Below are 14,844 nucleotides of genomic sequence, written 5' to 3'. Positions count from 1 at the left end.
ATAGAGTCGCAATCTACCTCGCTGCGTCCCCCGCGGGCGGCCCCCCCCGCCCCCCCCCCGCGCCCCCCCCCCCCCCCTCCCGGTGTTCCACCCACGGTGAAACAGCCTCGAGGATCCGGAACTCAGACAGCGGACGAGGCGCCCGAGTTCCGTCCTGTAACCCGCGTCACACCTTCTGCAAACCCGGTTTGCCCGCCTGTACGGCGAAGCTGACGTCCGGCTTGATGGTGATCTTCGCGGGGTCGTGCTCGGTCGTGTCGGAGACGACGACGAAGTCGGCCCGCAGTTGCGCGGCGGTGGCGTCCACCCGGACGTAGCCGCGTTTTCCCTGGCAGTACTTGATGTGCGGGTTGTTCGCCAGCCACGCCGAGCTGGGCGGGGTCGCGGTGTCGCTGTTGCTCGTGACCGAAGTGGTCACCAGCTCCGAGCCGACGATCGGATCGCTGTGGTCGTAGTAGTCCTTGCGCAGGTCCGCGGCCCAGTGCCGGTGGACGTCCCCGGTGAGCACGATCGGGTTCGGTACCTTGCGGTCGATCCAGCCCTGCGTGATGCGGTCACGGGAGGCCTGGTAGCCGTCCCAGGAATCCGGGCTCTCACAGGTGTCCTTCTTGCCATCGCCGTCGCGTTGGGCGAAGAACACTTGCTGGCCAAGGAAATCCCAGGTCGCCGGATGCGTCTCGAACGCCTTGAGCAGCCACTGTTCCTGTGCCGAGCCGGTGATCGTGCGCGCCGGGTCGCGGTAGGGACCGCACGCCGTGCCGGAAACCTGCGCGCTGCGGTACTGCCGCGTATCCATCATGTGGAAGCGCGCCAGATTGCCCCACAGGAACTGGCGGTACAGCTGGATCGACGCGCCGTTCGGCTTGGCCGTGGCCCGGATCGGCATGTGCTCGTAGAACGCCTGGAACCCGGCCGCCTTGCGCGCCGCGGGCGCGGGACTGGTGGTGCCGTTCCAGTTGTTCATCACCTCGTGGTCGTCGAACACGACCAGCCACGGGGCGAGCGCGTGCGCGGCCTGGAGATCGGCGTCGGTCTTGTGCTGCCCGTGCCGGGCCCGGTAGAGCGCGAGCGTGTCGGCGTCGTCCGGGACAGCGAGGCGACGCGGGTTGAGTTCCGCCTTGGCGCGGCCGGACTTCTTCTCGTAGATGTAGTCGCCGAGGAACAACACCAGGTCGGGATTGTCGGCGACGACGCCCTTGTACGCGTGGTACCAGCCCTCCTCCCAATGCTGGCACGAGGTGAAGCAGTACCGCAGCTGGTTGACCGCGGCCCCGGTGGCGGGCGCCGTGCGCGTGCGGCCGACCGGCGAGAGGTAGCCGGACGTCTTGAAGCGGTAAAAGTATTCGCGTGCGGGCTCCAGGCCCGCCGGTTCGACGTGCACGCTGTGCGCCGACGCCCGCGCCGCCGTCACCGTGCCGCGCTGCACCACCGCCGTGAACGCCTCGTCCTTGGCGATCTCCCAGTCGACGGCGTACGACGCGTCGGGCATTCCGCCGTAGCCGTCGGCGTTCAGCGGCGCGGGGGCGAGGCGGGTCCACAGCACGACGCTGTCGGGCAGCGGGTCGCCCGAGGCGACGCCCAGCTGGAACGGGTCGTGGATCGGCGGTGCCGCCGCGGCGGTGCGGGCACTGGCCCACGACGGCAGCGACGCGGGCAGCGCGACGGCGCCCGCCGCGGCCAGCCCGCCCAGCAGCACCGATCGCCGGTTCACTCGGCCCATGGCAAAACCCCTTCGTGGGAACATTCGGTGGTGGGGACTTCGGTGGCGGAGAAAGCGCTTACGCGGCGAAGTCGGTGAGGCCGTCGCTGCACGCTTCGAGCGTGGGATTCGTGGCCGCGTAATGACCGACGCAGACCTTGTAGTAGACCCAGCCGCCCTTGGGCACGGAAACGGCCTTGTCGACGACCGTGCCGTTGCCGCCGGAGTTCCACACGTAGAACGGGCCGGCGCCGCCCTTGAGCCAGTAGGCGACCACGGCCGACTTGCCGTCCGCTTCGCCGTCGTACACCAGGAAGTGCGCGTCCGAGGACCGGAACTGGCCCTCCCCCGCGCAGGTCCCTGTCGAACACTGGGCACTGCCACTGCCGACGCCGCAGTCGGGGGCGACGCGGGTGTCGGCGCCGGTCTTGACATAGGCGTCGGAGATGTACCCGCCGAGCGCGGGCACGTAGTCCCACAGCGTCGACGTCCCGAGCGGGCCCGTCACCTTCGTGCCGGTGGCCTGACAGTCGATACTCACCGTAGCGCCGTTGGCCACGGTCCGTACCGAAGTCGCCGCGGTGTTCGCCGCGCGACGGACGTTGAGCGGATCACCCGCCGTGGTCACCGTCCCGGACACCGCCGCCGAGGCGGGGAGCGCGCCGGCCAGCGTCAGCGCGCCCGCCGTGGCCAGGACGATCCCGAAACCGGCCCATCGCCGGAACTTCGAACGCACCATGGCGCGAGCGTGGCAAGCGGGCGTACACGACTCGTACAAATCGCCGGTCCCCGCGCGCACGCGCGCGGGGACCACCGAATGGATCTAGCGAATCACCCAGAACGCCCATAGCATCCGGGCCATGGGGAACTTGCCGACTGGGGCGGCATCTCCCGCCGGGAACGCGGCTGTCCGCTTCCGGATCCTCGGCCCGCTCGAGGTGACGGTGAACGGCCAGGTGCTCCCGCTCGGCGGGCCGAAACCACGGCTGCTCATGGCCGCGCTGGCCCTGCAGCCCAATGTCGTGGTGTCCACGGAAGTGCTGGTCGAGGTGCTGTGGCCGGAAACGGCGCCACGCTCGGCGGCGGCGAACATCCGCACGTACGTGCACTCGCTGCGGCGGCGGCTCGCCGACTGCGCGCCCGAGCTGGCCGATCGCATCAGCAGCCGCGCGTCGGGCTACCTGCTGACCGCCGGACCGGACGAACTCGATCACGCCCTGTTCACCGAATTGGCCATGAACGCACGCAGCGTGCTCGAACGCGGCGAACCCGAGGCCGCGCTCGGTCTTCTCGACCAGGCCGAGTCGCTGTGGCGCGGCGAGATCCTGGAAGGCCTTCCCCACGATCACAGCTGGGGTGCGACTGTCGCCCGTCTGGGTGAATTACGGCTGTCGGTCCAGGAGCAGCGGCTCAAGGCCCGGATCGACGTCGGCCGCTGCGACGAGGCCGTCGCCGAACTCCGCGGGCTGGTCACGGAGCATCCGCTGCGCGAAGAGCTCTGGGCTCAGCTGATCGCGGCGTTGCGCGCCGCCGACCGGACCGCCGAAGCGATCGAGGCGTACGAAGCCGCCGAGCACGTCCTCGGCGAGGAACTGGGCGCGAAACCCGGCGCCCGGCTGCGCGAACTGCGCGCCACGCTGGTCCCCGCCCGGGACGCCCCGGTGATGCCCGAGGCTCCCTTCACCCCGGTCTGCCAGCTGCCGCTGGACCTGCCGGACTTCACCGGCCGCGACGACATCGTGAGCGACGTCGTCGCGCTGCTGCGCGAACGCGCGGGCCGGGGCAGCCCCACCGTGGTCGTGCTGTCCGGGGCACCGGGCGTGGGCAAGTCCGCGATCGCCGTCCGCGTGGCGCACGCCGTGCGCGAGGTGTTTTCCGACGGGCAGTTGCACGTCGATCTGGCGGGGACGTCGTCCGCGCCACGCGCGCCGATGGGCGTTCTCGCGGAACTGCTGCGGACACTGGGAATTCCGGACGCCGGGCTGCCGCGCGAGCTGTCGGAGCGGGCCGCGCTGCTGCGCTCGCGGCTCGCCGGGCGGCGGATGTGCGTCGTGCTCGACGACGCGGGCAGTGCCGCGCAGGTGCGTCCGCTGCTGCCGGGCAGCGGGGCGTGCGCGGTGCTGGTCACCAGCCGCGTCAAGCTGCCGGATCTGGCGGGCGCCACGCCCGTCGACGTCGAGCTGCTGCCCGAACCCGAGGCCGCGCGGCTGCTGGAGGGCATCGTCGGCAGCCGGCGGGTCGCGGCGGAACCGGAGAGCGCGGCGATGATCCTGCGGCAGTGCGGGCATCTGCCGCTCGCGATCCGGGTGGCCGGGGCGAAGCTCACGCATCGGCCCGGCTGGACGCTGCGGGTGCTCGCCGACCGGTTGCACGACGAACACCGGCGGCTGGACGAACTGCGGGTCGGCGACCTCGCCGTCCGCGCGAGCGTGACGCTGTCCTACGACCTGCTGCCGATGTCGGCGGCGACGGCGTTCCGCGGGCTCGGCGGGCTGGGCGCGGTGCAGTTCCCGGCGTGGGTGGTCGCCGCGCTGCTCGGCAGGCCCGAGGCCGACGACGTCCTCGACGTGCTCGTCGACGCGCATCTCGTCGATCTCGTCGGCTCCGACGCCACCGGCCAGCCGCGGTACCGGCTGCACGATCTCCTGCGCTGCTACGCCGTCGAACTCGCCGAGCAGGACGACGCGCGAAGATCGAGAACCGCCGCCAGACGCGTGCTGGAGGGCTACCTCGCGCTCGCCGTCGAAGCCGCGGCGCGGATGCCGATCCACTTCTTCGGCCAGTATCGCGACGACGCGGCCGGGCATCCGCCGCTGCCGCCGGGGACCGAGAGCCTGCTGGCCGACCCCGCCGCGTGGTTCGCCGCGGAACGGCACACCGTCGTCGCGGCCGTGACGCTGGCCGCGGAAACCGGTTGCGACGACCTGGCGTGGCGGCTGACCGCGGCGATGACGCCGTATTTCGACCTGCGCGGACATCAGGACGATTGGCTGTCCACCCACGCCGTCGCGCTGGAGGCGGCGCGACGCGCGGGGGCCGCGCACGGTGAGGCGATCATCCAGCGCAATCTCGGGCAGATCTTCCTCTACCAGGACCGGTACGCGGAATCGCAGGTGGCGTTCGAGCAGTCGAAGGCGTTGTACGAACGGATCGGGGACGCGCAGGGCGCCGGGATCGCGCTGGCCGGGCTCGCCGCGATCGTGCGGATCCACGGCGACAACGAGACCGCGCTGGCGCATTGCCACGAGGCGCTGAAGCTGTTCGCCGAGGCCGAAGACCGGCACGGCGAGGCCGTCGCCAGGATCGCGACGGGCGCGGTGTGGATGGCACGCCGCTGCTTCGCCGCGGCCGAACGCTGGATCCGCGACGGGCTCGAGCTGTCCATCGCCATCGGCGACCGGCATCGCGAGGCCCACGGGCTGAAGCGGCTCGCGCTGATGTACCAGCACAAGGGCAATCTGGCGGACGCGCGCGAGCACGTCGACCGCGCGATCGCGATCTTCTCCGAACTCGGCGACGACCACTGCGTCGGCTACGCCAACCAGAATCTCGGCGAACTCTACTTGTACAGCGGGGATTTCGCGCACGCGCAGCTGTTGCTGATGAACTCGCTGAGCGTGCACCGGCGCAACGGCGACCGCCGCTCCGAGGCCGAGGTGTCGCAGTTGCTCGGCGAACTGCACGAGGCACTCGCCCAGCCGGAACGTTCGCGGACCTACTCCGAACGCGCGCTGGCGATCTGGCGGGAACTCTCCGCGCGGCCGCAGGAATCCGCCCTCGCCGACCGCCTCCGCGACCCCGATCCCCCGTCCCCCGAGGAGCCCCGAGGCCCCCGCCGCATCGCCTCCGCCTGACCCCTTCCGGAGATCTCGCGTGATCAGAGGCGTAACTCGCGTGATTGGGCGGAGATCTCGCCGGATCACGCGAGTTCTCCGTCTGATCACGCGAGATCGCTCTTCGATCACGTGAGTGTCGTCTCTGATCACGTATAGGCGCCGGAGCCGAGTTGTATAGATCGTGTACGCGGCGTGCGCAAGCTTCACCCCGTTCTCATTCGTGTGGGTGAAGGGAGACCGGACATGGTCCGGAACGCGATGCTCCGCCGGGTCACCGCGGCGGTACTGGCCGCCGGGGCCGTCACGGCACTGGCCTCGACCCCGGCCACCGCCGGGCCGGCGGCGCCGTCCGGGACCTGGCGGGCCGATTTGTCCACTGTGGACAACGACGACGTCAACGTGCGGGCCGACGGCGGAGTGCTGACGCTGGACAACGCCGCCTGGCACAGAACCGCGGCGGTGACCTCGGGCAGCGAGGGGAAGCTGCTGCTGGCCGAACACCCGCTGGGCGGCCCGGCGAACCGCGTCACCGCGCAGGTCGCCGCGGACACCCCCACCGGGACCGCCGTCGAGGTCGACGTCCGGGGCCGCACCGGCGCGAACGACTGGACGGAGTGGACACCCGCGGACCAGGGGGCCGCGACGTTCGCCCAGCCGGTCGGCTCGGTGCAGGTGCGGATCTCGTTGTCCAGCACCACCGACGGCGTCCGTCCCGCCGTCCGCGACGTCCGGCTCAGCGCCGACAACGCGCCCCAGGCGAACGCCGTCGCGGCGGGAACCCCGTTGACGTACAAGGTCTACGGCACCCGCGAAGGCCTCGTGGGCGGCACCACCGCCAACGGCCACGTCATCACCTCGCGCGACCACTTCGTGTCGTTCCCGTCCGGAAGGTCGTTGTCCCCCAAGGGAACCGGCAACTACACCGCCCGCGTCTGCCGCACCGACAACAGCCGCTGCGAGTACGCGCCGGTGTGGGAGGTCGGCCCGTGGAACGAGCAGGACGACTACTGGAACCCGTCCTCGACGCGCCAGAAGTTCAAGGACCTGCCGCAGGGCAAGCCCGAGGCGCAGGCCGCGTACCAGGACAACTACAACGGCGGCAAGAGCGGGCTCGGCTACAAGGTGCAGAACCCGGCGGGCATCGACCTCGCCGACGGCGTCTTCTGGGACGGGCTCAAGATGTCCGACAACGGCTGGGTGAACGTGACCTACCTGTGGACCGGCTCCGGCCCGACCGGCGTCGTCACCACCGCCGGCGACCCGATGAACGTGCGCGCGAGCGCCAGCACCTCGGCCGCGGTCAAGGGACTCGCGGCGAACCACGCCAAGGTGACCATCGAGTGCTACGTCGAAGGGGACACGGTCACCGGCAAATTCGGCACCAGCAACATCTGGGACCGGATCGGCCCCGGCCACTATGTTTCCGACACCTATCTGCAGACCGGCTCGGACAGCCCGGTCGCGCCGAAGTGCGCCTGACACCGCGAAAGGTAAACGCCCGGATAACGAGTGAGCCGGAATTCCTCCAGCAGATCTTGAGCGGCGTATCGTTTACTACCACTACGGCGGGCTCGCCCCGCCGTTGACGCGAAGGCCCGGTGGACCCCCTGCACCGGGCCTTCGCCCTTTCGGGCACCCGGCCCCGTGATGACGACAATCGACGAGAACCAACGACCTGACTGTCCTGCGACAACGGCTCAGCGGCGAAGTGCTCACGGCGGCCGACGACAGCCACGACGCCCTGCTCATCGACCTGTCCGCGCTGCGGGCGATCACGGTCGACCCGGCGGCCAGGACCGCACACCGTGCCGGCGGCACGTCCTGGGCCGAACTCGACGCCGCGACCCAGCGGCACGGACTCGCCGTCCCCGGTGGCACGGTCAGCGACACCGGTGCTCGACACCCTCGTCACGTACCTGCCGGCAAATCCTCGCCGCTTTCGCTCGTGCCGATCTTCCCCCTTGCAGGACGCGCACACGGCGAAGGCCGCGGACGCGACCGCGTTCGGCGGCAATCGCACCCCGGGATTCGTGGTCGGCATCGCCGCGTACGGGAAGGCGAAGTACGACCGGCTGTCCCGGATCAAGGCACGCTACGCCCCGGACAACGTCTTCCACCACAACGCCAACATCCGACCAGCGAATTCACATCCTTGAACAATCGCGGCACTAAATCCGGCCGAACGCGGCTATACAACCACGTCGCCATTATGGAAAACTCGGCGCGATCTTGTTCCCCACCGGATGGCGGGTACTCGTGAGCGTTTCCCGGCGGACCCTGTTGAGCACCGCGGCGGGTGCCGCGGTGGCGGCGACCACCCTCTCCCCCACGGCCGCGGCGGCGGAAGACCTTTCGAGCCAGGAACCTGTGCTGCGAACGGCCGCGGACTACGCAGTGGCGAAGCTGCGCGCCGTCGCTCCCGGCGTCACCGCCTTTCCGGTCGGGACGAAGTTCGAGAAATGGACCTATTCGAGCAATGGCGACTGGGTGGGCGGGTTCTGGCCGGGAACGCTGTGGATGGCGTGGCTGTACAGCGGTGACGAGCAATTCCGTGCGCTCGCGCTCGCTTCGGCGGAAAAACTCGCGCCGCGTCAGACCGACACCAGCACGCACGACCTCGGTTTCCTCTTCTACCCATCGTGGGTCACCGCGTGGCGGCTCACCGGCGACGACCACTGGCGTGCCGGCGCGATACGGGCGGCGGATTCGCTGATCCAGCGCTACAACCCGCGCGGCCGGTTCATCCGGGCCTGGGGCAGGCTGGACGATCCGAAGAACGCGGGCCGCATCATCATGGACACGATGATGAACCTCGATCTGCTGGCGTTCGCGAGCAAGCAGACTCAGGACCCGAAGTACCTCGGCATCGCCACCGAACACGCGAAGACCGCACAACGCGTGTTCCCGCGCCCGGACGGCTCGACGCCGCACGTGTTCGATTTCGACCCGGCCACCGGGGCGCCGGTCGGCCCCGGCACCGTGCAGGGCTACAGCCCGGAGTCGTGCTGGTCACGCGGGCAGGCCTGGGGAATCTACGGGTTCACCACGATGTACCGGCGCACCGGGAATCGCGAATTCCTCGCCACCGCGCGGAAACTCGCGGACTTCGCGTTGAAGGCGCTTACCCCGGACCACGTACCGGTGTGGGATTACCTCGCGCCACAGCAGCCCTACGACGTCAAGGACGCGTCCGCCGGGGCGATCATGGCCTGCGGGCTGCTCGACCTGGCGGTCGTGGCGAAGCGACCGCAGTACCGCGAGGCGGCGCTGCGCCTGCTGACGGCGCTGTCCCGCACCTGCCTCACGACGCGCTCCACGCGGGCCGAGGCGATCGTGGCGCGCTGCACCCGCAACCGTCCCAGCGAGGACGGCGTCGAGATCTCGCTCCCCTACGCCGATTACTACCTGCTCGAAGGCATCCTGCGGGTACTGCGGCCGCACGACGCCGACCGCGCGATCGACCTGTCCTCGGTCTGATCGCGCGGCCGCCCGTCCGGTGCCTCAGTGGTGGTGCTGGGAGTGGACAACGGCGTGGCCGAGGCCGCGGCCGATCAGCCACTTGTTGACCGGGACCGTCACCACGAAGGCGATGGCCAGGGAGATCACCAGTGACAACCAGAACAGCACGCTGGCCAGCCCTGCGTCCATGGCACCGGGGATCGCGACGATCACGGTGTTGTCGACGATCTCCATCACCGCGATCGACACCGTGTCCGCGGCCAGCGCGACCTTGAAGGCGGGCCCGAGGCCGAGCCCCGACTTCAGCACGCCCCGCATGGTCAGCCCGTAGCCGAAGACGAACGCCAGCACGATCGAGAGCACCACGGTCGCCGCGTTGTGCAGGCCGAACGCGGTACCCAGGATCATGCCGAGCACCTCGCCGATGGCGCAGCCGGTCAGGCAGTGCAGGGTCGCCGTGGCGGCCATCGACCAGCTGGCTCCGTGTCGTGTCTCGTTCATGCGGGCAACTATACCCCCCTAGGGTACTCAGGCAAGTGCGAGGACTTTCACGTCCTCAGGCACCTCGTTCCCGGAATAAACCACGCGGGAAAGCACCAACCCCCTGGGGGTACCCGTCCGGAGCGATCCGGGCGCGGCGGGCACGACGAACAAATGAGTAACCCTTTGCGTACAGCCCGTTGACCGTGGTTACCGATTCCCCTACTTTCGCCCCAGGTCTCCACCGCGCGTAGACCGTTCGTGAGTGCTGTGAGGACCTGTGAGGAATGGGTGGGGATGCCGGCGCCGATGAAGACGCTCGTACTGGGTGTGGTGCTGCTTTCGGTGCTGTCCGCCGTGGCTGGCTGTGGCCGTCAGGCCGTGGACGGGGCGGCGCCGGGCAAGGTGCCGAGGGTGGCGTTCGTGCCGAAGGTCGCGGGTATCCCGTACTTCGACGCGATGGACACCGGCGGCCGCGCGGCGGCGAAGCAGCTGGGCATCCAGTGGATCTCGAAGGGGCCGTCCACGGTGGACCCGGCGGCCCAGGTGTCGATCGTGCGGGACCTGGTCGGGCAGCGGGTGGACGTCATCGCGGTGGCGCCGAACGACCCGATCGCGCTGGCCCCGGTGATCGCGGACGCCCGCGCCAAGGGCATCCACGTGCTGACGTCCGACACGGACGCGCCCGGCACGCAGCGCGAGGTGTTCGTCAACCAGGCGACCACGGAGGGGGTGGGCACCGCGCTCACCGACGCGCTGATGGCCAAGACGGGAGGGAAGGGCAAGTACGCGATCGTGTCCTGCGGTCCCACCGCGGCGAACCTCAACGCCTGGATCGCGGTCCAGCGCAGGTACACCGCCGAGCGGTATCCGCAGGCCCAGCTCGTCGAAACGGTGTATGCCGGGGAGGACAAGGACAACGCCACCAGCCTCGCCAAGGAACTGCTGGCCCGGCACCCGGATCTCACCGGGCTGGTCGGCGAGTGCACGACGTCCGCGCCCGGTGTCGCGCAGGCGGTGCGGGACCAGCAGAAGATCGGGCAGGTGTTCACCGTCGGGGTCGGCACCCCGCAGGCGATCAAGCCGTACCTGCTCGACGGGTCGAGCTCCCAGTCGGTGCTGTGGAACGTCGAGTCGCTCGGCTACCTGACCGCGTGGACGGGCAAGCAGCTCGCCGAGGGCAGGCAGCTCGCCCCGGTCAACAAGGTCAGCCTCGAACTGCCCGCGGTGAAATACGACGTGACGCAGCGGATGATCCTGCTGGGTGACCCGCTGCTGATCACCCAGCAGAACGTGGACCAGTTCAAGTACTGACCTACCGCACGCTGATCGTCACCGTGGCGGTGCTCGTCGCGGCGGGCAGTTTCGCCGTGTCGACGACCAGGTATTCGCCGTCGTCCTGGCGGCCGCCGGGCAGCAGCTTCGGCCCGAGCTGGTATGGCGGCGCGGAGTTCGTCACGTGGTCGATGCCGAAGTCGTTGTCGTTGGCCAGCACCACGGTCCGGCCACCGTCCGGACTGAACACGCCCTCGACCTTGTCGTGCCCGAAGAACCCGCCCGCCGGATCCAAACCGGACACCAGCGCGCCGAGATCGAGATGGAGTTTCTTCGACACCGGCTTGATCCCCGCGGCCGCGAGGTCCGCGGCGGCGGTCGCCGTGTCACCGGTGCCGACATAGGCGTCGACGCTCTTGCCCTTGACCAGCAGACCGCCCTTCGCCGCGTCGTACGGCCCCGCCGTCGTGCGCGGGCCGACGTCGGTGGCCCCGGCGAGGTCGATCTCGAACAGCTTCTTGTACGCGCCGGGCTGCGTGGCGCCGTCCCGCTCATCGACGAGGAACCGGGTCGCCGACAGCGCGGTGATCTCGCTGACCGCCGTCTTGGTGTCCTTCGGATTGTCCAGCAGGTAAAGGAATTCGCGGGTGGCGCGCGTGGCGAGGTCGACCGTGACGATCCGCAGCGTGGTGACGCTGCCCGGTTTCTTGGTGAGATCGGGCTGCTGCAACGCGGACTGCATGATCCCCACCAGCGTCCGGCCGTCCGGGGTCAGCGTCAGGCCTTCCATGCCCTTGTTCGGCACGCGGTTCGCCAGTTCCTTCGGCAGCGAACCGTCGAAGGGCGACAGCCGCTCGATCGCGCGCCCGTCCCGGCCGAAGTGCGTGATGAACGGGCCGTACTCGTCCGACACCCAGAACGTGCCGTCCCGTTGCACGGCCAGCCCCTCGGAGTCGTAGCCGTTCGGGTCGGTGGCAAGCGGTTTCCCGTCCAGGTCGACGATCTTCTCGCCGGTGCTCGCCTGCGTGCTGACCCGGCCCGAATAGGGCGTGCCGTCCGCCGCGCGCAGCGGGATCACCTTCTCCAGCACGGCTTTCCCGCCGTCCAGCCGGAACTTCCCGATCGCGGGAGTGAACGCGGGCAGCGGTTCGATCTTCCCGCCGTCCGGGGCGTCGACGTTGGGGCCGCGGTCGGTGAGCCCGTAGACCTCGTGCGGCGAGCCCGGCGCCGCGGCCAGTGACGAGCCGTACGCGCCGCCCTTGATCTGGACGCCGCCGATGGTGGCCAGCGGCGGTACGTCCGCTGGGTACAGCTTCACCGCGTCCGACACCGTGTAGGTGAAGGAATCCGTGCCGGTGAACCCGGGCGCCGGGGTGTAGCGGAACGTGCCGGACGGGTCGATGCTCACCGAGCCGTGCGACGGCGCGGTGTGCCGCACCACCGACCCGAGCGGGCCGCGCAGCCGGTCGTTGGCCAGGACGCCGTGATGACGTACATCGAGCGTCTTCCCGGCCCGTACGCGGTAGTGGTCGTCCCTGGCCTGCAGCCCCTGCGCCCCGGCAGTGCCCGCGGTGAGCACCGGCAGCGCCAGAACTCCCACCGCGGCAACGATTCTCGCCCGCTTCATCCGTCTCTCCTTCTCCGGCGTCGCACGACGCCGGAGAAGGAGTCTGGGCGCCCGACATGGACGGACGCGGTCTTCGAGACGACGCGGACGTTAACGACCGCGCCGTACGTGGGTCGCGACCGCTCCCGCGCCGAGCACCAGTACCAAAGCGGTGACGCCCCAGCGACGCTGCGTCTTCACGCTCTCCGCGTGGGACCGCTTGGCATCGACGGCCTGGCTCTGGCTCGGGGTCGGCGTCGCCGCCGGATGCGGGCGTTTCGAGGACGTCGGCGGCGTGACCGGTGGCGTGGCGGGCGGCTTGGTGGCCGGGGGCGCCGACGTCACCGGGGGCGGTGGCGGGGGTGGGACCACCGGGGCCACCGGTGGCGAGGGCGGCGGCTCCACCGGGGGCGGCGCCACCGAGGTCGGACTGGACGGCGGGGGCTGGGGCGGCACGCTGCTGGGCGGAGTGGTCGGCGGCGTGCTCGGTGGTGTCGTGGGCGTCGTCGGTGGTGTGCTGGGCGGGAGCGGCGGGCCGAGACAGCCCGCGGCGTCCGCGCTCACCAGCGGCGGCCCGGTCGCGACCTCGGTGGCCGGGCCCGAACCGTCCCGCGGCAGGCGGTAGGTCACACTCCGGTGCCCGATCCGGTTCGCGGTGGCGTACAGCGCGCCGTCCTTGCCGAGTACCACCGCGCCGTACGCGGTCGCCGGCGGGAACCGCAGACCCGGCCGTTCGGCGACGCGGCCAGTCGCCGGGTCGAGGGTGACCACCGCGCTGCCACCGCGTGAGGACGTCGAGACGCCGTACAACAACCCGTCGGCGGGGTCGTAGGCGAAGTCATCGACGCTGATGGCCAGCGAGATCGGGCGCAGCGGGACCTGGCCGACGACGCGGACGTAGTCGGGGCTCGCCGGGTCTATGTCCACTGTGTACAGTTCGCCGTCCCGCCGCACATACCACGTCTTTCCCGCCACGGCGCCCGCGGTCGCGCCGGTGACCAGGCTCCACACCGGACGGCGCGCTCCCGCGCGCGCCACCGGCCCGAGGTCGGCGACCGTGTTCTTCCGGTCGATCGTCACCGCGTGCGCGCCGTCGGGGAACCGGCCCGCCGGGGTGCCGTCCGCGACGGCGTAGACGAGATCCTGCTTTTCCGCGTAGCCCATCGCGTTGACCCAGTAGCCGATCTTGGCCAGGCTTTCGGTGGCCCCGGACGGCACGGCGAGCCTGCGCAACGTCGAAGGCGCGCCCTCGTGCTCGTTCTCGGCCTGCAGGACGGCACACTCGGCCGGCGCGCCCGCGGTGGACTCCGGCGGGGCGAGCGCGCCGGTCATCGCGAGCAGGCCCGCGACCGCGACGGCCGCCGCCAGAGCCACCCAGTGTGCGCGCATGGATCAGGAAAGCCGTTGCAGCGCCGAGCTGAACGCGTCCGCCGGGACCCTCGCGCCGCCGCTGAACGGGTTCTGCAGCTGGTAGATGGCGAACAGCAGCAGCGTGACGGTACCGGCGAGAGTGGAGACGATGACGATGTGCGCGGCGAGCCTCGTCCCGCCGAAGAGGTTGGGCAGCAGCACCGAAATCAGGCTGCCGAGGATGAGCGCGAACCACACCACGCCCCCGACGTTGCGGTGCCCGGCGTTCTCGAGCCGGGTCTGGCGGGCCTGGAAGACCTCCCACAGCTGGGTGGTCGCCTGCTGCTTGCGATCGACGAGCCAGCCGTCCTGGCCGTCCACCTCGACGGCGGCCACCACCTGGCGCATCTGGTCGAGCTGCGACCAGCCGGTGCCGGGCACCTTCCCGCCGTCGGCCAGCCGCGGCCACTCCTGCTTCTCGACCGTGGTGACGTAGGCCTGGGCGAGCTGGCGCACCTTGTCCTTGACGTCCCCCGGCAGCGATTCGGCCGCCCACGCGGCCGCGATGACCCCGTTGGCCTCCTTGTACGAGTCCTCCCGCGCGGTGTTGACCGCGTCGAACAGCGAGATGAGCACGAACGCGACGAGCACCGCGTGCAGCCCGCCGATGATGGTGAAGACCTGACCGGCCGCGTCGTTGTTGTCCCGGCGGCCCTCGTCCCAGCCGAACCGGCGGACCAGGTAGCCGATCACCCCGCCCACGACGGCGGCGCCGACGACCCAGAGGATCCCGGTGACGTAGATGTTCATCCGGTTGTCCCTTTCCGGCGTATTCGACCCGGCGACTCGCCCAAACTAGTCAGCTATTGAATAGGCGACAACCGGAGAATCGGCGATTCATCCGAGTGGCCTTATTGGACGGCGATCTTATGGCCGTTCGGCCCAATTTCCCCAGCGGGGACCCGCCGGGCGCTCGCCCTGCGCACCAGGCATTCCCCCTGTGAACAAGGAGTTTTCCCGGTCGAGTGACGCGCGGACACATGCGGTCACCACTGTCCGAATTGATCATTTTCACCTATCGCGACAGTGCGCCCGGTGACCCGATCGTGTGCTTGTGCGACGTCCCCGGCTTGCTATGT

Annotated in this window: 11 protein-coding genes and 1 pseudogene; 6 read left to right on the top strand and 6 right to left on the bottom strand. The window is 70.3% G+C overall.

Going from position 1 to position 14,844, the window contains the following annotated elements; translation table 11 throughout:
* Positions 1-166: 166 nt before the first annotated feature.
* Together ACFWX1_RS22895 and ACFWX1_RS22890 are read right to left on the bottom strand one after the other, a co-directional pair.
* Positions 167-1,720, bottom strand: coding sequence for an alkaline phosphatase D family protein (locus ACFWX1_RS22895; protein ID WP_378390384.1), 1,554 nt, complete (start codon positions 1,718-1,720; stop codon positions 167-169).
* Between the two features lie 58 nt (positions 1,721-1,778).
* The gene (locus tag ACFWX1_RS22890) at positions 1,779-2,438 is read right to left on the bottom strand and encodes a hypothetical protein (protein ID WP_378390382.1); all 660 of its coding nucleotides are present in this window, start codon (positions 2,436-2,438) and stop codon (positions 1,779-1,781) included.
* A 121-nt stretch (positions 2,439-2,559) separates the two neighbouring features.
* On the opposite strand from ACFWX1_RS22890, the gene ACFWX1_RS22885 reads away from it, so the two are divergent.
* The 5 genes and pseudogenes from ACFWX1_RS22885 to ACFWX1_RS22865 all read left to right on the top strand — a co-directional run bounded on the left by ACFWX1_RS22885 (position 2,560) and on the right by ACFWX1_RS22865 (position 9,012).
* Positions 2,560-5,553, top strand: coding sequence for a BTAD domain-containing putative transcriptional regulator (locus ACFWX1_RS22885; RefSeq protein ID WP_378390380.1), 2,994 nt, complete (start codon positions 2,560-2,562; stop codon positions 5,551-5,553).
* A 225-nt stretch (positions 5,554-5,778) separates the two neighbouring features.
* Positions 5,779-7,014: a hypothetical protein gene (locus tag ACFWX1_RS22880; protein ID WP_378390378.1), complete on the top strand. Its 1,236-nt coding sequence runs from the start codon at positions 5,779-5,781 to the stop codon at positions 7,012-7,014.
* Positions 7,015-7,243: 229 nt separating this feature from the next.
* Positions 7,244-7,402: pseudogene (locus ACFWX1_RS22875) on the top strand (FAD-binding protein); the annotation flags it as partial.
* Between the two features lie 94 nt (positions 7,403-7,496).
* On the top strand, positions 7,497-7,691 hold the full coding sequence (locus ACFWX1_RS22870) for a BBE domain-containing protein (RefSeq protein WP_378390376.1): 195 nt from the start codon (positions 7,497-7,499) through the stop codon (positions 7,689-7,691).
* A 100-nt stretch (positions 7,692-7,791) separates the two neighbouring features.
* Positions 7,792-9,012, top strand: coding sequence for a glycoside hydrolase family 88 protein (locus ACFWX1_RS22865; RefSeq protein WP_378390374.1), 1,221 nt, complete (start codon positions 7,792-7,794; stop codon positions 9,010-9,012).
* A 24-nt stretch (positions 9,013-9,036) separates the two neighbouring features.
* Here ACFWX1_RS22865 and ACFWX1_RS22860 read toward each other — a convergent pair whose 3' ends face one another.
* The gene (locus ACFWX1_RS22860; RefSeq protein ID WP_378390372.1) at positions 9,037-9,495 is read right to left on the bottom strand and encodes a DUF4396 domain-containing protein; all 459 of its coding nucleotides are present in this window, start codon (positions 9,493-9,495) and stop codon (positions 9,037-9,039) included.
* A 276-nt stretch (positions 9,496-9,771) separates the two neighbouring features.
* Between ACFWX1_RS22860 and ACFWX1_RS22855 the strand changes: the two genes are divergently transcribed.
* On the top strand, positions 9,772-10,788 hold the full coding sequence (locus ACFWX1_RS22855; RefSeq protein WP_378390370.1) for an autoinducer 2 ABC transporter substrate-binding protein: 1,017 nt from the start codon (positions 9,772-9,774) through the stop codon (positions 10,786-10,788).
* Position 10,789: 1 nt separating this feature from the next.
* Here the strand turns inward: ACFWX1_RS22855 and ACFWX1_RS22850 are convergent, their stop codons facing one another.
* From ACFWX1_RS22850 to ACFWX1_RS22840, 3 genes are all read right to left on the bottom strand, one after another.
* The gene (locus ACFWX1_RS22850; protein ID WP_378390368.1) at positions 10,790-12,376 is read right to left on the bottom strand and encodes an esterase-like activity of phytase family protein; all 1,587 of its coding nucleotides are present in this window, start codon (positions 12,374-12,376) and stop codon (positions 10,790-10,792) included.
* A 90-nt stretch (positions 12,377-12,466) separates the two neighbouring features.
* Complete coding sequence (locus ACFWX1_RS22845; protein WP_378390366.1) at positions 12,467-13,744, bottom strand: DUF6923 family protein; 1,278 nt, start codon at positions 13,742-13,744, stop codon at positions 12,467-12,469.
* 3 nt (positions 13,745-13,747) lie between these two features.
* A complete protein-coding gene (locus ACFWX1_RS22840; RefSeq protein ID WP_378390364.1) occupies positions 13,748-14,515 on the bottom strand; it encodes a hypothetical protein in 768 nt (255 codons plus the stop codon).
* Positions 14,516-14,844: the final 329 nt, after the last annotated feature.

Source organism: Amycolatopsis sp. NPDC059021 (assembly GCF_042739895.1).
Lineage (GTDB): Bacteria > Actinomycetota > Actinomycetes > Mycobacteriales > Pseudonocardiaceae > Amycolatopsis.
Note: the sequence above shows the minus strand (reverse complement) of the source record. Positions and strands in the feature narration are given on the sequence as shown.